Source organism: Alcaligenes sp. SJTW-7 (genome assembly GCF_047716895.1).
GTDB lineage: Bacteria > Pseudomonadota > Gammaproteobacteria > Burkholderiales > Burkholderiaceae_B > Alcaligenes > Alcaligenes ammonioxydans.
Window position 1 is genome coordinate 3736378 of the sequence record NZ_CP136682.1, and the last position, 19382, is coordinate 3755759.

Genomic DNA, 19382 nt, shown 5'->3' on the forward strand with positions numbered 1-19382 from the left:
GCCGCTAGACGGCCATAAAAAAACCCCACGTGGCAAAGCCACGTGGGGTTTTTTACTGGGCGATCCAGTTATATGCCGACTATCCTGCTGGTTCCCCACCCCCTGTGTAAGCCGGGTGGGAATCCTGCATGGTCGTTTATTCCTGTTCGCCTTCAGGGGCTTGAGGCTGCTGCTCAGGCTCGGTCGCACCCGACACAAAGACGGGATCGTCCGAAGGCTCAGGAGCCGACGCGAATGGGTTCTCCAGTTCACGGGCTGCTTTGCGCTCTGCCATTTCAAAGGCTTCTTTTTCCTTGCGAGCGGAATGGAAAGCCATACCGGTACCAGCAGGAATCAGACGGCCCACGATCACGTTTTCTTTCAGACCACGCAGATCGTCGGTTTTGCCCATAATGGCCGCTTCGGTCAACACGCGAGTGGTTTCCTGGAAGGAAGCCGCCGAGATGAAGGAGTCGGTCGACAGCGAAGCCTTGGTAATACCCAGCAGTACGTTTTCGTACGTAGCAGGGATACCGTTTTCAGCCAGGACGCGATCGTTCTCGTTCAGCAGTTCGGAGCGTTCAACCTGTTCACCCGTGATGAAGTTGGTATCACCGGCATCCACAATGTTCACGCGGCGCAGCATCTGACGAACAATCACTTCAATGTGCTTGTCGTTGATCTTCACACCTTGCAGACGGTAGACGTCCTGCACTTCGTTAACAATGTAGTTAGCCAGCTTCTCGATACCCTTCAAGCGCAGGATGTCGTGCGGATCGGCTGGGCCGTCCACAATCATCTCGCCCTTGTTCACCACTTGACCGTCGTGAGCCAGGACCTGTTTTTCCTTCGGAATCAGGAACTCGTGGCTGACGCCGTCCAGGTCGGTAATGACCAGACGCTGTTTGCCCTTGGTGTCTTTACCGAAGGAAACCGTACCCGTAACTTCAGCCAGCAGACCGGCGTCCTTGGGCGAACGAGCTTCGAACAGTTCGGCCACACGTGGCAGACCACCGGTAATATCCCGAGTCTTTTGCGATTCCTGAGGAATACGCGCCAGAATCTCACCCACGGACACTTGCTGACCGTCGCGAACGGTAATCAGCGCGCCCACCGGGAAGGAGATATTGACCATGTGATCGGTACCCGCGATCTTGATCTCCTGACCTTGCTCATTCAGCAGCTTGATCTGTGGACGCATGGTGATCTTGCCACCACGTGTCTTGGGAGTGATCACAACCAGAGTCGACAGACCGGTTACTTCGTCCACCTGACGAGCCACGGTCACGCCTTCTTCGATGTTCTCGAAGCGAACGGTACCTGTGTACTCGGACACGATAGGACGGGTCAGCGGGTCCCAGCTAGCCAGGCGCTGACCAGCCTTGATCGCTTCGCCATCGCCCACCGTAATGGTGGCACCGTAAGGCACTTTGTGGCGTTCGCGCTCGCGGCGGTTGTCGTCAAAAATGACGATTTCACCGGAACGGGAGATCGCAACACGTTCGCCCTTGGCGTTGGTCACGTAGCGCAGACCGATTTCAAAGCCGACCGTACCAGCCGTCTTGGTTTCCACCGAGCTTGCCAGCGCTGCACGCGAAGCCGCACCACCAATGTGGAACGTACGCATGGTCAGCTGGGTACCCGGTTCACCGATGGACTGAGCAGCAATAACACCGATAGCTTCACCACGGTTAACCAGCATACCGCGGCCCAGATCACGACCGTAGCAGCTTGCGCACAAACCGTGACGGGTTTCGCAAGTCAGCGGAGTACGGATCTTGACTTCATCAATACCCAGATTGTCGATCAGGTCGACCAGGTCCTCGTTCAGCAAGGTGCCGGCGGGGATGACCAGTTCCTGATTGTCAGGATTGACGATATCGGTCGAAGCGACACGGCCCAGAATCAGATCGCGCAGGGGCTCGATAACCTCACCACCATCCAGGATGGCTTTCATGGTGTAGCCGCCCTTGGTGCCGCAATCGTCTTCGGTAATGACCAGATCTTGCGTCACGTCGACCAGACGACGCGTCAGGTAACCGGAGTTAGCCGTCTTCAAGGCCGTGTCGGCCAGACCCTTACGCGCACCGTGAGTCGAAATAAAGTACTGCAGTACGTTCAGACCTTCACGGAAGTTCGCGGTAATAGGCGTTTCAATAATGGAGCCATCAGGCTTGGCCATCAGACCACGCATACCGGCCAGCTGACGAATCTGTGCAGCCGAACCACGAGCACCGGAGTCCGCCATCATGTAGATGGAGTTGAAGGACTCTTGACGTACTTCTTCACCAAAACGGTTGATCACTGGCTCGGAAGCCAGTTGCTCCATCATGGCCTTGCCCACGCGGTCACCGGCTTTACCCCAGATGTCCACCACGTTGTTGTAGCGTTCCTGAGCGGTCACCAGACCCGAGGAGTACTGCTTGTCAATTTCTTTGACCTCGTTGCTCGCCTGGGCCAGGATGCTTTCCTTGACAGCAGGCACCACCATGTCGTTCATGGCGATGGAAATGCCGCCACGGGTTGCCAGACGGAAACCGGACTGCATCAACTTGTCGGCAAAAATCACAGTGGCACGCAGGCCGCAGCGACGGAAAGACTGGTTGATCAGGCGCGAAATTTCTTTCTTTTTCAACGCACGATTCAAGGCGCTGAAAGGCATGCCCTTGGGCAGAATTTCGGACAGCAAGGCACGGCCAGCCGTCGTCTCGTAACGCTTGATGGTCTTGACCCACTCACCGTCTTCGCCCTTCTCGAATTCTTCGATACGGACGGTCAGACGAGTTTGCAGCTCGACTTCCTTGTTGTCATAGGCGCGCTGAACTTCAGCCACGTCGGCCATGAACAAGCCTTCGCCCTTGCCGTTCACCAGTTCGCGGGTCGCATAGTACAGACCCAACACGATATCCTGGGAAGGAACAATGGAAGGTTCGCCGTTGGCGGGGAACAGCACATTGTTGGAGGCCAGCATCAGGGTGCGCGCTTCCAGCTGGGCTTCCAGCGACAGCGGCACGTGAACGGCCATCTGGTCACCGTCAAAGTCAGCGTTAAAGGCGGCACACACCAGGGGGTGCAGCTGAATCGCTTTACCTTCAATCAGGACCGGTTCAAAAGCCTGAATACCCAAACGGTGCAGCGTAGGCGCACGGTTCAGCATCACGGGATGCTCGCGGATCACCTCTTCGAGGATGTCCCACACGACCGGTTCCTGGCTTTCCACCAGCTTCTTGGCTGCCTTGATGGTCGTAGCCAGACCCATCAATTCCAGACGATTGAAAATGAAAGGCTTGAACAGTTCCAGCGCCATCAGCTTGGGCAGACCGCACTGGTGCAGCTTCAACTGAGGACCCACCACAATCACGGAACGACCGGAGTAGTCCACGCGCTTGCCCAGCAGGTTCTGACGGAAACGACCGCTCTTGCCCTTGATCATGTCGGCCAGGGACTTGAGTTGACGCTTGTTGGCGCCGGTCATGGCTTTGCCGCGACGACCGTTATCCAGCAAGGAGTCAACGGACTCTTGCAGCATACGTTTTTCGTTGCGCAAGATGATGTCCGGAGCCTTCAGTTCCAGCAGACGCTTCAAACGGTTATTACGGTTGATGACGCGGCGGTACAGATCGTTCAGGTCGGAAGTCGCAAAACGGCCGCCGTCCAGTGGTACCAGCGGACGCAGGTCCGGTGGCAGCACGGGCAGCACTTCCATGATCATCCAGTCTGGCTTGATGCCGGATTTCTGGAAGCCTTCCAGCACTTTCAGACGCTTGGAGATCTTCTTGATCTTGGCATCCGAGCCAGTGGCTTTCAGTTCGGCACGCAGGCGCTCGACTTCGCGATCGATGTCGATGGTACGCAGCAGTTCGCGCACGGCTTCCGCACCCATCAGGGCGTGGAAGTCGTCACCGTATTCTTCGGTCTTGGCCAGGAAATCGTCGTCGGACATGATCTGACCGCGCTTGAGCGGGGTCATACCAGGTTCGATCACGCACCAGGCTTCAAAGTACAGCACGCGCTCGATGTCACGCAGGGTCATGTCCAGCACCATGCCCAGACGGGATGGCAGGCTCTTCAGGAACCAGATGTGAGCAACCGGGCAGGCCAGTTCAATGTGACCCATACGCTCGCGACGTACTTTGGAGACGGTGACTTCAACGCCACACTTCTCGCAAATGACGCCACGATGCTTCAGACGCTTGTACTTGCCGCACAAACATTCGTAGTCCTTGATGGGACCAAAAATCTTGGCGCAAAACAGACCATCACGCTCAGGTTTGAAAGTGCGATAGTTGATGGTCTCTGGCTTGCGGACTTCGCCGAAAGACCAGGACCGGATTTTCTCGGGCGAGGCGATGCCGATCTTGATGGCATCGAACTGCTCGTCCTGAGTGACTTGTTTAAAGAGATCGAGTAGCGCTTTCATTATTTACGCTCCAAATCCATGTCCAGGGACAAGGAACGGATTTCCTTGACCAGAACGTTAAAGGACTCCGGCATACCGGCGTCGATCACGTGGTCACCCTTGACAATATTCTCGTAGACCTTGGTACGGCCGGCGATGTCGTCGGATTTAACCGTGAGCATTTCCTGCAGGGTGTAGGCGGCGCCATAAGCTTCCAGCGCCCAGACTTCCATCTCCCCGAAGCGCTGACCACCAAACTGCGCCTTACCACCCAGCGGCTGCTGAGTAACCAGCGAGTATGGGCCGGTGGAACGGGCGTGCATCTTGTCATCGACCAGGTGATGCAGCTTCAGGTAGTGCATGTAGCCTACGGTGACCATGCGTTCAAAGGCTTCGCCGGTACGACCGTCAAACAGGCGGACCTGGGTGCGGTGGGGTGCCAGCTGCAGCTTCTCGGCGATATCGTCAGGATAGGCCAGACGCAACATCTGGTCGATTTCCTGTTCGGTGGCACCGTCGAACACAGGGGTGGCCAGAGGCAGACCTTTTTGCAAGTTGGTGGCCAGGTTCATCACTTCCTCGTCAGTCAACTCGTTAATACGAGTTTTCTTGCCGGTCGTGTTGTAGACCTTGTCCAGGAACGCACGCAGTTCGGAAACCTGCACGTTCTTTTCCTCTTGCATCATGTCGTTGATGCGGTGGCCAATACCCTTGGCAGCCCAACCCAGGTGCACTTCCAGAACCTGACCCACGTTCATACGCGAAGGCACGCCCAGCGGGTTCAGCACGATGTCCACGGGGGTACCGTCAGCCATGTGCGGCATGTCTTCCACGGGAACGATGCGGGAAACCACACCCTTGTTACCGTGACGACCGGCCATCTTGTCACCAGGCTGCAGACGACGCTTCACAGCCAGGTATACCTTGACCATTTTCAGCACGCCAGGAGGCAGTTCGTCGCCTTGGGTCAGCTTCTTGCGCTTTTCTTCAAAAGCCAAGTCGAACTGGTGACGCTTCTGCTCCAAGGATTCCTTGGTGTGCTCCAGCACCAGTGCATGCTGCTCGTCAGCCAGACGGATGTCGAACCACTGCCAGCGATCCAGATCGTTCAGGTATTCAGCGGTCAGCTCAGTGCCCTTGGGCAGCTTGCGGGGACCACCGTTGACGGTTTTACCGACCAGGAACTTCAAGGCACGGTCAAAGGCGTCGTCTTCAACGATTTGCAGCTGGTCGTTCAGGTCCTGACGGTAGCGACGCAGTTCATCGTCAATGATGGACTGGGCGCGCTTGTCACGCTCGATACCTTCACGGGTAAAGACTTGGACGTCGATCACCGTACCGACCATACCCGAAGGCACGCGCAGGGAGGTGTCTTTAACGTCGGAGGCTTTTTCACCAAAAATGGCGCGCAGCAGCTTTTCTTCTGGGGTCAGCTGAGTTTCACCCTTGGGTGTCACTTTACCGACCAGCACGTCGTCGGCACGCACTTCGGCGCCGATGTACACAATGCCGGAATCGTCCAGACGGTTCAGCTGAATTTCGGACAGGTTGCTGATATCGCGAGTGATATCCTCAGGTCCCAGCTTCGTGTCACGGGCAACCACCGTCAGTTCTTCAATGTGAACCGACGTGTAGCGATCGTCAGCCACGACCTTCTCGGAGATCAGAATCGAGTCCTCGAAGTTGTAGCCGTTCCAGGGCATAAAGGCGATCAGCATGTTCTGACCCAGCGCCAATTCGCCCAGGTCAGTCGATGCGCCGTCAGCCAGCACGTCACCACGCGCCACGATATCGCCACGTTTGACGATAGGACGCTGGTTGATGTTGGTGTTCTGGTTGGAACGGGTGTATTTGGTCATGTTGTAGATATCTACACCGACTTCACCTGCCACGTTCTCGTCATCGTGCACGCGAATAACCACGCGTTGTGCATCAACGTCCACCACCACACCGCCACGACGGGCTTGTACGGTCGTACCCGAGTCAACTGCTACCGTACGTTCGATACCGGTACCGACCAGAGGCTTCTCAGGGCGCAGGCAAGGAACTGCCTGACGCTGCATGTTGGCGCCCATCAGTGCTCGGTTGGCGTCATCGTGCTCCAGGAACGGAATCAGCGACGCAGCCACAGACACGATCTGCGACGGAGCCACATCCATGTAATGGATGTTCTCTGGCGCCGTCATCATGGTTTCACCCGCCTCACGGCAGGCAACCAGATCATCTGCAAAAGCACCGTCTTCGGTCAACTCGGCGTTAGCCTGAGCGATAACGTAATTGCTTTCTTCAATGGCCGACAGGTAATCGATCTGCTCACTGACCTTACCGTCAACAATCTTGCGGTACGGTGTTTCCAGAAAGCCGTACTCGTTCAGACGAGCGTACAGCGCCATGGAGTTGATCAGACCAATGTTTGGACCTTCAGGCGTTTCAATCGGGCACACGCGACCGTAGTGGGTGGGGTGCACGTCGCGCACCTCAAAGCCCGCACGTTCACGCGTCAGACCACCAGGGCCCAGAGCCGAAACACGACGCTTGTGCGTGATTTCGGACAGCGGGTTGGTTTGGTCCATAAATTGCGACAGCTGGCTGGAACCGAAGAACTCCTTGACGGCCGCAGAGATAGGCTTGGAGTTGATCAGATCGTGCGGCATCAGGTTTTCGGTCTCGGCCTGGCCCAGACGTTCCTTAACAGCACGCTCCACACGCACCAGACCGGCGCGGAACTGGTTCTCGGCCAATTCGCCCACGCAACGAACACGACGGTTACCCAGGTGATCGATATCGTCGATCTGACCGCGGCCGTTACGCAGATTCACCAGCACCTGAATGGTGTCCAGAATATCTTCGTCGGTCAGGGTCATGGGACCTTCAATGCTGTCACCACGACCCAGACGGCTGTTGACCTTCATGCGACCCACACGCGACAAGTCGTAGGACTCTTCGCTGTAGAACAGACGGTTGAACAGGGCCTCAACCGCTTCTTCGGTTGGTGGCTCGCCGGGACGCATCATGCGATAGATCGCGATACGGGCTGCATTGGAATCCGCCGTCTCGTCAGTGCGCAGGGTCAGGGAGATAAAGCCGCCCTGATCCAGTTCATTGATGTACAGGGTCTCGAAGTCACGCACATTGGCTGCGCGCATTTCGGCCAGAATGGATTCGGTGATTTCGTCGTTGGCGTTGGCAATCACCTCGCCGGTTTCGGCGTTGATGATGTTCTTGGCCAGCACACGACCCAGAAGGAAATCTTCCGGGATGGAAATGTATTCGATCTTGGCTGCTTGCAGGTCGCGCAAATGCTTGGCATTGATGCGCTTGTCCTTTTCAACCAGTACGCGACCATCACGATCGGTAATGTCGAAACGGGCAACCTCGCCCTTCCAGTGTTCTGGAACGAATTGCAGCTTGCCGCCTTCCTGATGCAGTTCGATGTGATCGAACTCGAAGAAGTGCGCCAGGATCTGTTCTGGCGTCAGGCCAATGGCCTTTAGCAAGATGGTCACAGGCATTTTGCGACGACGGTCGATACGGAAGAACAGAATGTCCTTAGGATCGAACTCGAAGTCCAGCCAGGAACCACGGTAAGGAATCACGCGAGCCGAGAACAGCAACTTGCCCGAGCTGTGCGTTTTACCGCGGTCGTGTTCAAAGAACACACCGGGAGAACGGTGCAGCTGGGAAACGATGACTCGTTCGGTACCGTTGATCACAAAAGAGCCGTTATCGGTCATCAGGGGCATTTCGCCCATGTAGACCTCTTGCTCTTTTACTTCCTTGACGGTAGGCTTGCTCACCTCGCGGTCCATCAGGACCAGACGAACCTTCGCCCGCAAGGGGGAGGCATAGGTCAAACCACGAAGTTGACACTCTTTGACGTCGAACACCGGTTCGCCGAGCGTATAGCTCACGAACTCTAGCCGCGCCATTTGGTTATGGCTTACTATTGGAAATATGGAACTGAAAGCTTCCTGCAGGCCTTCAACCTTACGCTGCGAAGGCGGCGTGTCCTTCTGCAAGAAGGTTCTGAAAGAATGCAGCTGGGTAGCCAACAGGTAAGGAACCTGCTGTACGTCTTCACGTTTGGCGAAGCTCTTGCGTATGCGCTTTTTTTCGGTGTACGAATAAGGCATGAGCACTCCGACTCAAGGGTTACACGGACCGTCAACCACGGCCCTGGTTTACGACTCTAAAAAACCCGACTTTCTACAATACTAATTAAAAATCGTGGGTTTTCTGGAAACGCAAAAGCCCGGGAAGGCTTGAAACGCATTCCCGGGCATCTATCGATACTCTTACTTGAGCTCGATCTTGGCGCCAGCTTCTTCCAGCTTCTTCTGAGCGTCTTCAGCATCAGCTTTGGACAGGCCTTCTTTAACAGCCTTAGGAGCACCGTCAACCAGATCTTTGGCTTCTTTCAGGCCCAGACCGGTGATTTCGCGCACGACTTTAATGACGCTAACTTTGTTTGCGCCAACGTCAGCCAGGAACACGGTAAATTCGGTTTGCTCTTCAGCGGCAGCAGCAGCGCCACCAGCAGCAGGAGCTGCAACAGCAACAGCGGCGGCAGCAGCCGACACACCGAATTTTTCTTCCATTTCTTTGATCAGCTCGGACAGTTCGAGCACGGACATTGCGCCGATGGCGTCAAGGATTTCAGCTTTAGTAGCCATTTTTAAGAACTCCAGATATTAGGTAAATGCCAGGTTTGGTTGTCGTTCGCAACGACGAAGTTTCCTGAAAGAAAACAGCTTACGCAGCTTCTTTCTGATCGCGCACAGCCGCCAGGCCGCGAACAAACTTGGTGGGAACTTCGTTAAGCGTACGCACAAAAGTAGCGATAGGTGCTTGCATGGTGCCCAGCAGTTTCGCCAGCAATTCGTCACGCGAGGGCATTGTGGCCAGAGCCTTAACACCATCAGCACTCAGAACGCTATTGGGCAGCGCACCGCCCATGATGACCAATTTGTCATTGGTCTTGGCAAAATCTGCAACGACTTTCGCCGCAGCCACAGGATCTTCACTGATGGCGTACATCAGAGGACCCACGAGCTGGCTGGAGATACCGTCAAACGAGGTACCTGTCAGCGAACGACGAACCAGCGTGTTTTTCAACACACGCAGGTACACGCCAGACTCACGCGCTTTTTTGCGCAATACGGTAGCAGAAGCGACGTCCAGACCACGGTACTCGGCGATAATGATCGATTGGGCCTTTGCCAGTTCGGCAGTGACTTCTTCGATGACTACCGCTTTCTCTTCACGATTGAGACTCACGGTTGAACACTCCTTCAAACGATGTCGGGAAGGCTTCCCAACATCAACCGAATGCGGCGCACCTGGACGAGTTCTATAACGAATTCTTCCACGGGCGCCGTCTACGCTGGATAGGACATTTGCCCTGATTAAGTAGCCAGCTATGTCAGCCTGACTGCTCCAACGGTCTTTGACAGCAATGACCCTGTAAACAGGGTCACAGCCCAAAGTTCTTTTTTTCTAACTGTGGATTAAGCAGTCAGAGATGCAATTTCAACACGTGCACCGCCACCCATGGTGGAGGACACGGCAACCTTGCGCAGGTAAACACCCTTGGCAGCGGCTGGACGAGCCTTGTTCAAGGCATCAACCAGAGCAACCAGGTTGGTCTGCAGCTGTTCAACATTGAACGAGGCACGACCGATGGTGCTGTGAATGATACCGGCCTTGTCAGTACGGTACTGAACCTGACCAGCCTTGGCATTCTTGACAGCGGTAGCAACGTCAGGCGTTACCGTACCCACTTTGGGGTTTGGCATCAGGCCGCGAGGACCCAGAACCTGACCCAGGGTACCCACAACACGCATCGTGTCGGGCGAGGCGATCACAACATCAAAGTCCATTTGACCGGCTTTGATCTGTTCGGCCAGGTCGTCCAGACCGACGATGTCGGCGCCAGCTTCACGAGCGGCGTCAGCTTTTTCACCTTGGGCGAAAACGGCAACACGAACGGTCTTGCCGGTACCAGCAGGCAGAACCACCGAGCCACGAACCAGTTGGTCGGACTTACGGGGATCGATGCCCAGCTGAACAGCGATATCGATGGACTCGTCAAACTTGGCAGTGGCCGTTTCTTTTACCAGGGCCAGAGCTTCGGCCACAGGGTAGAACTTGTTGCGGTCGATCTTGGCAGCAATAGCGGCTGCGCGTTTGCTTACTTTAGCCATGATTTACACCACCCCTTCAACGTTGATGCCCATGCTGCGAGCGCTGCCAGCGATGGTACGCACAGCGGCGTCCAGATCGGCGGCGGTCAGGTCGGGTTGTTTGGTCTTGGCGATTTCTTCAGCCTGAGCGCGAGTCAGCGTACCGACTTTGTCCGCGTTAGGACGTGCAGAACCGGATTTGATGCCAGCAGCCTTTTTGATCAGGATGGTTGCTGGAGGAGTCTTCATGATGAACGTGAAGCTCTTGTCAGCAAAAGCGGTGATCACCACAGGAATAGGCAGACCGGGTTCCAGACCCTGTGTCTGGGCGTTGAACGCCTTGCAGAATTCCATGATGTTCAGACCGCGCTGACCCAGCGCTGGACCGATTGGAGGGGATGGGTTTGCCTTACCAGCTGGGACTTGCAGCTTGATAAAGCCGACGATTTTCTTCGCCATGCTTAGCTCCTTGCGGGTGATGACGCCTGACGCAGGCTGCGACAGGCTTCCCGGGGGTTGTAATTAATCAGGTCTTTTCGACTTGATCGAAATCGAGTTCGACAGGGGTAGCGCGGCCGAAAATGGTAACGGTGACACGAACCTTGTTTTTCTCGTAGTTAACTTCTTCGACGTTACCGTTGAAATCTGCAAACGGACCGTCCTTGACGCGTACCAGTTCGCCAACCTCAAACAGCACTTTGTGCCGTGGCTTCTCAACGCCCTCTTCCATTTGCGACAGGATTTTTTCCACTTCGCGCTCGGAGATAGGAGCGGGACGGTTACCGGAACCGCCCAAAAAGCCGGTGACTCGCGGCGTACTTTTTACCAAGTGCCAGGTTTCGTCGGTCAAGGCCATCTCGACCAGGACGTAACCAGGGTAAATACGTCGCTCTGTAATTGATTTCTTGCCGTTCTTTACTTCAACGACTTCTTCCGATGGAACCAGAATGCGACCAAACGCTTCTTGGAGTTCAGCGCGTTCAATGCGCTCCACCAGAGCTTTGTGCACGCTTTTTTCCATGCCGGAATAAACGTGAACCACATACCAGCGTTTGCTCATGTGTGCCCTTTATTTCCAGCCCAGCAACAGGCCATAAATGATCCAGCCGAGCCCTTTGTCAATCAGCCACAACAAAATGGCCATAACGGAAACAAACACAAAGACGATGCCCGTCATTTGCGTTGCTTCTTTACGAGATGGCCAGTGGACGCGTCGCACTTCCGTGTAGGCATCACGAGAAAAAGCGACCAGACGACGGCCTGTATCGCTAAACCAGATGATCAATGCGGCAACGATTAAGCTGGCTACAAATACCCCAGCGCGAACCAGTGAATTTTGGCCATCCAGAACGGAATAGCCAACAATACCGGCGGCGACGACTAGGACCGCTAGGCCCAGCTTGATGCGCTCGGAACCTCGGTTAACGGTTTCTACGTTGGTATTCGACATATTCCGACGAGTGACGCCACGCGAGATGGTGGCGAGTGACTGTGGTGGCAGGGGCAGAAGGAATCGAACCCTCAACCTTCGGTTTTGGAGACCGACGCTCTGCCAATTGAGCTATACCCCTATACCGTGACAAATCATAGCGCGTTAAATTGCTATGTTTGGCTTTTAGGCAAAAGAGGATATTAACCTCTTTCGCCCAAAATTACTACTCTTTTTTTACTTGATGATTTTTGCCACCACGCCAGCGCCAACGGTACGGCCGCCTTCGCGAATAGCGAAGCGCAGACCTTCTTCCATGGCGATAGGAGCGATCAGGGACACTTTCATCGAAATGTTGTCGCCTGGCAGAACCATTTCCTTGTCTTCTGGCAGCTCGATCGTGCCGGTCACGTCAGTTGTACGGAAGTAGAACTGAGGACGGTAGCCCTTGAAGAAAGGCGTGTGACGACCACCTTCTTCTTTGGACAGAATGTACACCTCGGCGTCGAAGTCCGTGTGTGGCTTGATCGAACCAGGTTTGGCCAGAACTTGACCACGTTCCACGTCTTCACGCTTGGTACCACGCAGCAACAGACCGACGTTATCGCCAGCTTCGCCTTGGTCCAGCAGTTTGCGGAACATTTCAACGCCGGTACAAATGGTCTTGACCGTGTCTTTGATACCCACGATTTCGATTTCTTCGCCGACTTTGATGATGCCGCGCTCAATACGACCGGTCACAACCGTACCACGGCCGGAGATCGAGAACACGTCTTCAACAGGCATCAAGAAGGTACCGTCAACGGCACGCTCAGGCGTAGGAATGTAGGTGTCCAGCGCTTCGGCCAGAGCCAGAACAGCTTGGCTGCCCAGTGGGCCTTCGTCGCCTTCCAGAGCCAGTTTGGCCGAACCCTTGATGATCGGGGTGTCGTCGCCAGGGAAGTCGTACTTGGACAACAGCTCACGAACTTCCATTTCAACCAGTTCGATCAGCTCTTCGTCATCAACCATGTCGGCCTTGTTCAGGAACACGATGATGTAAGGAACGCCAACCTGACGGCTCAGCAGGATGTGCTCGCGAGTCTGGGGCATTGGGCCGTCAGCGGCCGAGCAAACCAAGATAGCGCCGTCCATCTGGGCAGCACCGGTAATCATGTTCTTGACGTAGTCAGCGTGGCCGGGGCAGTCAACGTGAGCGTAGTGACGGTTAGGCGTTTCGTACTCAACGTGCGACGTGCTGATGGTGATACCACGTGCTTTTTCTTCAGGGGCGTTATCGATCTGCGAGTAATCGCGTGCTTCGCCGCCGTATGCCTTGGACAGAACCGTGCAGATTGCAGCGGTCAGAGTGGTTTTACCGTGGTCAACGTGACCGATAGTACCGACGTTGACGTGCGGTTTAGTCCGTTCAAACTTGCCTTTAGCCATGGCAGACTCCTGAAGGGATAGAACGATAGAGAGAAGAGAGATGTGGTGCCCATGACGCGGATCGAACGCGTGACCTCTCCCTTACCAAGGGAGTGCTCTACCACTGAGCCACATGGGCATTCAACTTCAGCCGAGCGTGGCTAAAGATTTTAAACCTGGAGCGGGTGAAGGGGATCGAACCCTCGTCTTAAGCTTGGAAGGCTTCTGCTCTACCATTGAGCTACACCCGCAGACTTTTCTTCACCCTCTCCTAAAGTTGCCTTGCTGGCTAACTTTAGAAAAGTGCTGGTGGTGGGAGTTGGATTCGAACCAACGTAGGCGCAGGGCCAACAGATTTACAGTCTGCCTCCTTTAACCACTCGGACATCCCACCCGAAGCGAAAATCGAATTATGGACATGTTTTAGGATGTCGTCAAGTCTTTTGACAAGAAAACTGAATAATTCACGGAATTTTTTTAAAAAATGGCGATTCAAGTCCCTTTTCCTCTGGTTCTGCTCCGTTTTCAGGGTGACTTTTCGGCTCATTTCGAGCGTATTGGAAAAAGGGAAATCGGTGTGAAATCCGGGTAAACACCGCATTTTCTTCGTATTTTTACTCTTTTTTTTGTAAGCAAAAGATACTGTAGCCTGTTTTTAGATTTTTAGTTCCAACTACCGCTGCGCCCAAGCTTTTGGACTCAGCGCTGTCTGCGCTCTGCAAGCAGTTGCCCCTGGCATTGGATAAGTCACCTGGTCTGTCAGCAGTTCCACGGCCCTTCCAACCTCATCGTCCTTGAATAGCCCTTTCCGACAAAAGCGTGCTGCCATTGATCCGGCAAGACAGGAGCAAACGACATACAAGACAAAGAAAAAGCCGACCTGCGGTCGGCTTTTAAATATGGCGACATTGCCCGGGCCAGACTTAATCGTCAGTCTGATCCAACAAGGACGACAAGCCCTGCTTTTCCAGCAAGGCATTCAAATGCTCCCAGCCATGAAAAGCGATTTGCAGTTGACCCTTATCCTTGGCCCCCACCTTCAGGGTCACTTTTGTGCCCAGGTGGTCCGACAACACCTTTTCAAACCGCTGAACATCGCCACTGCGACTTGCTTTGTTGTTCGCCTGCTTGCTGGCCGGCTCATCATCCTCATGCAAGGCGCGCGCGACCAGCTTCTCGGTTTCACGCACCGACAGTCGTCGAGCGATCACTTCATTGGCCAGCATGATCTGTCGTGCTGCATCCACCGCCAGCAAGGCACGAGCATGCCCCATGTCAATATCCCCTGCCAGCAACATGATCTGAACAGGTTCGGCCAGGTTGATCAGGCGCAACAGATTGCTGGTCGTCGAACGCGATCGACCAATGGCCTGGGCGGCCTGCTCATGGGTCAACCCGAACTCATCCAGCAGACGCTTCACACCTTGTGCTTCTTCAAGCGGATTAAGGTCTTCACGCTGAATGTTCTCGATCAGGGCCATGATAGCGGCGTTTTCATCGCCCACTTCCCGAACCAGAACCGGCACTTCTTCCAAGCCCGCAATCTGGGAGGCCCGAAAACGGCGTTCACCGGCGATGATCTCGTACTTGCCTTTGTCCTTACCGGATAAAGGACGCACCAAAATAGGTTGCATCACGCCTTGTGCGCGAATGGATTCAGCCAGCTCATTCAGGGCGCCTTCGTCCATGCGGGTACGTGGCTGATACACCCCGGCCTTGAGCAGCTTGACCGGCAACGTGGAAGGCGGGCCATCGCTCACTGCCGCTTCGCCTTTCTTTCCTATGCTTGCGATAGCGCCTGCGTCTGCGCCGAGCAAGGCATCCAAGCCTCGACCTAGACCTTTGGGTTTTCGTGTAGCCATGCTTACATTCCTATTGATTCTTATGTGCCTTATGCCTTGTCGCTGCGGGATTCTTTTTTCAAGCGTTTGATCAGCTCTTTGCCAAAATCCATATAGGCCTTGGCGCCCCGGGAATTCTTGTCATAAACAATACCTGGCATGCCGTGACTTGGCGCTTCCGCCAAACGCACGTTACGTGGCACTACTGTCTTGAACACCTTATCGCCAAAGTGTGTCTCGATCTGGTTGGACACCTGCTGCTGCAAGGTAACGCGCCCATCAAACATCACTCGCAGCAAACCAATCAACTGCAAATCCGGGTTGATATTGCGATAGACCCGCTTGACCGTATTGACCAGGTCCGACAGCCCTTCCAATGCAAAGTACTCACACTGCATGGGGATAATCACGCCGTGCGCGCTGGCCAGACCATTCAGTGTCAGCAGCGACAAGGTAGGCGGGCAGTCAATCAACACAAAATCATAATCGTCCAGGACCTGTGCCAGCGCTTGTTTGAGCTGTTGCTCACGCTCTTGCATCTGAATCAGGTCAATTTCAGCCCCCGAGAGCTCCCTGTTGGAAGGCAGGACATCGTAACCACCTGTTTCTGAATGTATCTTTACATTAGCAATGCTTTCATCGCCAATCAGCACTTGATACAAATTACCCGATAGGCTGTTTTTATCAATGCCGCTGCCCATGGTGGCGTTGCCTTGGGGGTCCAGGTCGATCAATAAAACTTTTTTCTTCAAGGCAGCAAGTGCAGCGGCCAAGTTAATGGCTGTGGTTGTCTTGCCTACCCCACCTTTCTGGTTTGCAATACAAAACACATAGGCACGGGGAGTTTTTACGTCGTTTTTACTCATGATTATCCTTGCTGCACCAACCACACTAGACAACGCTGTGCCTCTAGCTCCGGTACGGTTAATGATTCAATTCGTTCGACCTGCCAGTTGCTTTCGGATTGCAAGGCAGCTATCTCCAGATCGGGTTCTTTACCCTTCATAGCCGCAATGCGCCCACCTGGACGAACATGCCTACCTGCCAAATTCACAAAATCAAGCAGCGAAGAAAAAGCTCGGGAAACTACGATATCTGCTTGCAAAGGTTCCTGCTGCTCTACCCGTACATGCATGGCTGATAAATTGGGCAAACCCAATGCCCCAACCATTTGCTGGACAAATGCCATTTTTTTCTCGACCGCATCAATGCAGGTAATGTTCCACGTGGAACATGAGGCAGCCAAAACTACCCCTGGCAAGCCTGCCCCCGATCCCACATCTACAATCCGAACCGCTTCCTGAGTCGGAAGATTTTTACTGGCCAGATAATTCTGAAACGGTCGAACAATCGACAGGCTATCAAAAATATGTTGCACCAGCATTTGATCTGGGTCACGCAAGGCGGTCAGATTATAGGTACGGTTCCAGCGCTGCAATTGCTTGATGTAGTCGAGCAGCTTGCGCACCAGTACGGGGTCCTGATCAAGCCCCAGATCTACCAGGGCCTGATTCAGACGTTTTGAATACATATCACTCATGCCGATTGCTTGCTTTTCTGCTTGCGTTTCAGGTGTACCAACAATAATGAAACCGCGGCGGGAGTCACACCTTGAACCCGTCCGGCCTGTCCAATCGTCAATGGCTTAGCCGCCTTCAACCGTTGGCGAACTTCGATCGACAAGCCTTTGATATCGTCATAATCCAGATCCTCTGGAATACCCTGCTCTTCCAGGGCTGCCTGTCGCGTCACCTCATCCTGCTGGCGCGCTACATAGCCGGCGTACTTAACCTGAATCTCCACCTGTTCAATATGAACTGGATCTTCTAAGCCTGGTCCCGCTACGGGTAGTCCTTGGTCGTTCAGTACGGCCATCAACTTCCCATAGTCCACTTCAGGCCGCTTGAGCAAATCAAAAAAGGAATATTCCCGTTCGATATTTTTACCTAACAGTGCTTGGGCTTGCTCAGAAGGCAGACTGCGAGGGTTCACCCAAGTTCCCTTCAAACGCTCAATTTCACGTGCGACAGCGTCACGCTTGCGGTTGAAATGGTCCCACCGAGCATCATCCACCAGGCCCAGTTCACGACCAATTTCGGTCAGCCGCTGGTCGGCATTATCTTCCCGTAAGCTCAACCGGTATTCAGCACGTGAAGTGAACATGCGGTAAGGCTCGGTGACACCGCGAGTGATCAGGTCGTCAACCAAGACGCCAAGATAAGCCTCATTACGACGAGGGTACCATTGCTCTTTATCCTGGGCTAAACGGGCCGCGTTCACCCCCGCCAACAAGCCCTGAGCGGCGGCTTCCTCGTAACCTGTCGTACCATTGATCTGACCGGCAAAGAACAAGCCACGAATCTGCTTGGTCTCCAGCGTGGGATACAGGGATCGAGGGTCGAAATAATCGTACTCAATCGCGTAGCCTGGGCGCATGATGCGGGCATTCTCCAAGCCAGGCAGACTGCGCACCATAGCTAACTGAATATCAAATGGCAAGCTAGTTGAAACACCATTTGGATAAATCTCGGTGGTGCTCAGCCCTTCGGGCTCCAGAAATACTTGATGACTGCTTTTGTCCGCAAAGCGATGAATTTTGTCTTCGATCGATGGACAGTAGCGTGGACCAATTCCCTCAATCGTTCCCTGGTCGCTATACATAGGCGAACGATCCAGACCCGAGCGAATAATGTCGTGAGTACGCTCGTTGGTATGCGTAATCCAGCACGGCATCTGTTGGGGATGCATGGAAACATCCCCCATATAAGAGAACACCGGAATGGGATCACTATCGCCGGGCTGAACTTCCAGACGGGAAAAATCGATGGTATTGGCATCAATACGCGGAGGGGTTCCTGTCTTCAATCGCCCTTGGGGCAGTTGCAGTTCCTGCAAGCGATGCGCCAGGCTGATGGAAGGGGGGTCCCCTGCCCGACCGGCAGAATAGTTATTCAGGCCCACATGGACCAGACCATTCAAAAAAGTACCTGCCGTCAGAACCACGGACTTGGCCTTGAACTCCAAGCCAATCTTGGTCACGGCACCGACCACCCGATCTCCTTCCACAATCAGGTCCTCGACCGACTGTTGGAACACCATCAAATTGGGTTGATTCTGCAGAACCTCCCGAATAGCCTTGCGGTACAGGGAACGATCCGCCTGTGCACGAGTAGCACGCACCGCTGGGCCTTTGGAGCTATTCAGGGTGCGAAATTGAATACCTGCGCGGTCGGTAGCCAAAGCCATTGCCCCGCCCAATGCATCTACTTCCTTAACCAAATGGCCCTTACCAATCCCGCCGATGGAAGGATTGCAGGACATCTGTCCCAAGGTATCCATATTATGGGTTAGCAATAAGGTAGACACGCCGGTTCGAGCTGCCGCTAAAGCCGCTTCGGTACCAGCATGTCCGCCGCCTATGACAATAACGTCAAACTCTTCGGGATAAATCATGTCAGAACAGCTAAAAAATAAAAATCAATTATACGATTACCAGCGAGGTATGTTCCACGTGAAACACATGGAATCTGGATCTGTTCCACGTGGAACACACTTTTTTGCGTAAATACCACTGTGGATAACTTTGTGGAGAAAGAGGCCGTTTTTTCAAGTCGGACTTGACCAAGAGACGCGGAGCAACGCTCCAAAGCCAATCCTCGAGGGGATGACGCTATGGAGCGAAGCCATAAAAGGCGGGCTTGTCACTCTTAAATCTCTTAAAAGTAGCTATCTGAGCAGCTACTCCAGCTCATGGGTATAGAAGCTTGACTGTCAGGTGGCAAAATTGTGGATAACAGAACCCTAAGATGAAATATCGCCTGATGTCTTCCTAAGTGCTTCCAACGTGAAACAACCATAAAATCTCGGCAATTGTTGAACGAAACGGCACTACCGCTACTCCCTTTCTCCCGCTCCAACAGCTCACTGTGAAACGTCCTATGAGCAAGCAAAAAGGGAAACAGACAAAGCGGGTACACAGATTTATTCTCCTTGTCATATCCGTGGGGCACGGCGATGCTGAAAAAATCCCAAAAAAAAAGGAGCGTTATCTAGGACTTTGCAAGAGGCAGTAAAAACGTGAAGAAGCGAAAAGCAGGGCCTATATAGGCACCCGCTATATTCATGTGTAAAAACAGCTCAGCCAA

Annotated in this window: 13 protein-coding genes and 4 tRNA genes; all 17 read right to left on the bottom strand. The window is 54.0% G+C overall.

The window, feature by feature from the left end:
• Positions 1-136: 136 nt before the first annotated feature.
• The 17 genes from rpoC to mnmG all read right to left on the bottom strand — a co-directional run bounded on the left by rpoC (position 137) and on the right by mnmG (position 18690).
• Positions 137-4399 carry a DNA-directed RNA polymerase subunit beta' gene (rpoC, locus tag RSQ48_RS16930; protein ID WP_003800854.1) on the bottom strand — a complete coding sequence of 1421 codons (4263 nt, stop codon included), beginning with the start codon at positions 4397-4399 and terminating at the stop codon, positions 137-139.
• The gene (rpoB, locus tag RSQ48_RS16935) at positions 4399-8511 is read right to left on the bottom strand and encodes a DNA-directed RNA polymerase subunit beta (protein WP_003800853.1); all 4113 of its coding nucleotides are present in this window, start codon (positions 8509-8511) and stop codon (positions 4399-4401) included. The genes rpoC and rpoB overlap by 1 nt, the downstream gene beginning before the upstream one ends.
• A gap of 162 nt (positions 8512-8673) precedes the next feature.
• A complete protein-coding gene (rplL, locus tag RSQ48_RS16940; protein WP_003800851.1) occupies positions 8674-9051 on the bottom strand; it encodes a 50S ribosomal protein L7/L12 in 378 nt (125 codons plus the stop codon).
• A 79-nt stretch (positions 9052-9130) separates the two neighbouring features.
• A complete protein-coding gene (rplJ, locus tag RSQ48_RS16945) occupies positions 9131-9655 on the bottom strand; it encodes a 50S ribosomal protein L10 (RefSeq protein WP_003800845.1) in 525 nt (174 codons plus the stop codon).
• A gap of 230 nt (positions 9656-9885) precedes the next feature.
• Complete coding sequence (gene rplA / locus RSQ48_RS16950; protein ID WP_003800844.1) at positions 9886-10581, bottom strand: 50S ribosomal protein L1; 696 nt, start codon at positions 10579-10581, stop codon at positions 9886-9888.
• Between the two features lie 3 nt (positions 10582-10584).
• Positions 10585-11019 carry a 50S ribosomal protein L11 gene (rplK, locus tag RSQ48_RS16955; RefSeq protein WP_003800842.1) on the bottom strand — a complete coding sequence of 145 codons (435 nt, stop codon included), beginning with the start codon at positions 11017-11019 and terminating at the stop codon, positions 10585-10587.
• Positions 11020-11086: 67 nt separating this feature from the next.
• Positions 11087-11620 (bottom strand): transcription termination/antitermination protein NusG, encoded by a 534-nt coding sequence (gene nusG / locus RSQ48_RS16960; protein WP_003800839.1) that lies wholly within the window; start codon positions 11618-11620, stop codon positions 11087-11089.
• Between the two features lie 9 nt (positions 11621-11629).
• Positions 11630-12010, bottom strand: coding sequence for a preprotein translocase subunit SecE (secE, locus tag RSQ48_RS16965; protein WP_003800836.1), 381 nt, complete (start codon positions 12008-12010; stop codon positions 11630-11632).
• Between the two features lie 45 nt (positions 12011-12055).
• A tRNA-Trp gene (locus RSQ48_RS16970) sits at positions 12056-12131 on the bottom strand.
• A 95-nt stretch (positions 12132-12226) separates the two neighbouring features.
• Complete coding sequence (tuf, locus tag RSQ48_RS16975) at positions 12227-13417, bottom strand: elongation factor Tu (RefSeq protein WP_059318443.1); 1191 nt, start codon at positions 13415-13417, stop codon at positions 12227-12229.
• A gap of 43 nt (positions 13418-13460) precedes the next feature.
• Positions 13461-13535: transfer RNA gene (locus tag RSQ48_RS16980), tRNA-Thr, on the bottom strand.
• Between the two features lie 38 nt (positions 13536-13573).
• A tRNA-Gly gene (locus RSQ48_RS16985) sits at positions 13574-13647 on the bottom strand.
• Between the two features lie 56 nt (positions 13648-13703).
• A tRNA-Tyr gene (locus RSQ48_RS16990) sits at positions 13704-13790 on the bottom strand.
• Positions 13791-14319: 529 nt separating this feature from the next.
• On the bottom strand, positions 14320-15258 hold the full coding sequence (locus tag RSQ48_RS16995; protein WP_059318442.1) for a ParB/RepB/Spo0J family partition protein: 939 nt from the start codon (positions 15256-15258) through the stop codon (positions 14320-14322).
• A 29-nt stretch (positions 15259-15287) separates the two neighbouring features.
• The gene (locus tag RSQ48_RS17000) at positions 15288-16103 is read right to left on the bottom strand and encodes a ParA family protein (RefSeq protein ID WP_003800818.1); all 816 of its coding nucleotides are present in this window, start codon (positions 16101-16103) and stop codon (positions 15288-15290) included.
• Between the two features lie 2 nt (positions 16104-16105).
• Entirely contained in the window at positions 16106-16777 is a 672-nt protein-coding gene (rsmG, locus tag RSQ48_RS17005; protein ID WP_003800816.1) for a 16S rRNA (guanine(527)-N(7))-methyltransferase RsmG, read from the bottom strand.
• Positions 16774-18690: a tRNA uridine-5-carboxymethylaminomethyl(34) synthesis enzyme MnmG gene (mnmG, locus tag RSQ48_RS17010; RefSeq protein WP_415302007.1), complete on the bottom strand. Its 1917-nt coding sequence runs from the start codon at positions 18688-18690 to the stop codon at positions 16774-16776. The genes rsmG and mnmG overlap by 4 nt, the downstream gene beginning before the upstream one ends.
• Between the last annotated feature and the right edge of the window lie 692 nt (positions 18691-19382).

Coding starts and splice junctions, on each gene's coding strand:
- rpoC (WP_003800854.1), bottom strand. CDS start 4,399: ATGAAAGCGCTACTCGATCTCTTTAAACAAGTCACTCAGGACGAGCAG.
- rpoB (WP_003800853.1), bottom strand. CDS start 8,511: ATGCCTTATTCGTACACCGAAAAAAAGCGCATACGCAAGAGCTTCGCC.
- rplL (WP_003800851.1), bottom strand. CDS start 9,051: ATGGCTACTAAAGCTGAAATCCTTGACGCCATCGGCGCAATGTCCGTG.
- rplA (WP_003800844.1), bottom strand. CDS start 10,581: ATGGCTAAAGTAAGCAAACGCGCAGCCGCTATTGCTGCCAAGATCGAC.
- rplK (WP_003800842.1), bottom strand. CDS start 11,019: ATGGCGAAGAAAATCGTCGGCTTTATCAAGCTGCAAGTCCCAGCTGGT.
- nusG (WP_003800839.1), bottom strand. CDS start 11,620: ATGAGCAAACGCTGGTATGTGGTTCACGTTTATTCCGGCATGGAAAAA.
- secE (WP_003800836.1), bottom strand. CDS start 12,010: ATGTCGAATACCAACGTAGAAACCGTTAACCGAGGTTCCGAGCGCATC.
- tuf (WP_059318443.1), bottom strand. CDS start 13,417: ATGGCTAAAGGCAAGTTTGAACGGACTAAACCGCACGTCAACGTCGGT.
- RSQ48_RS16995 (WP_059318442.1), bottom strand. CDS start 15,258: ATGGCTACACGAAAACCCAAAGGTCTAGGTCGAGGCTTGGATGCCTTG.
- RSQ48_RS17000 (WP_003800818.1), bottom strand. CDS start 16,103: ATGAGTAAAAACGACGTAAAAACTCCCCGTGCCTATGTGTTTTGTATT.
- rsmG (WP_003800816.1), bottom strand. CDS start 16,777: ATGAGTGATATGTATTCAAAACGTCTGAATCAGGCCCTGGTAGATCTG.
- mnmG (WP_415302007.1), bottom strand. CDS start 18,690: ATGATTTATCCCGAAGAGTTTGACGTTATTGTCATAGGCGGCGGACAT.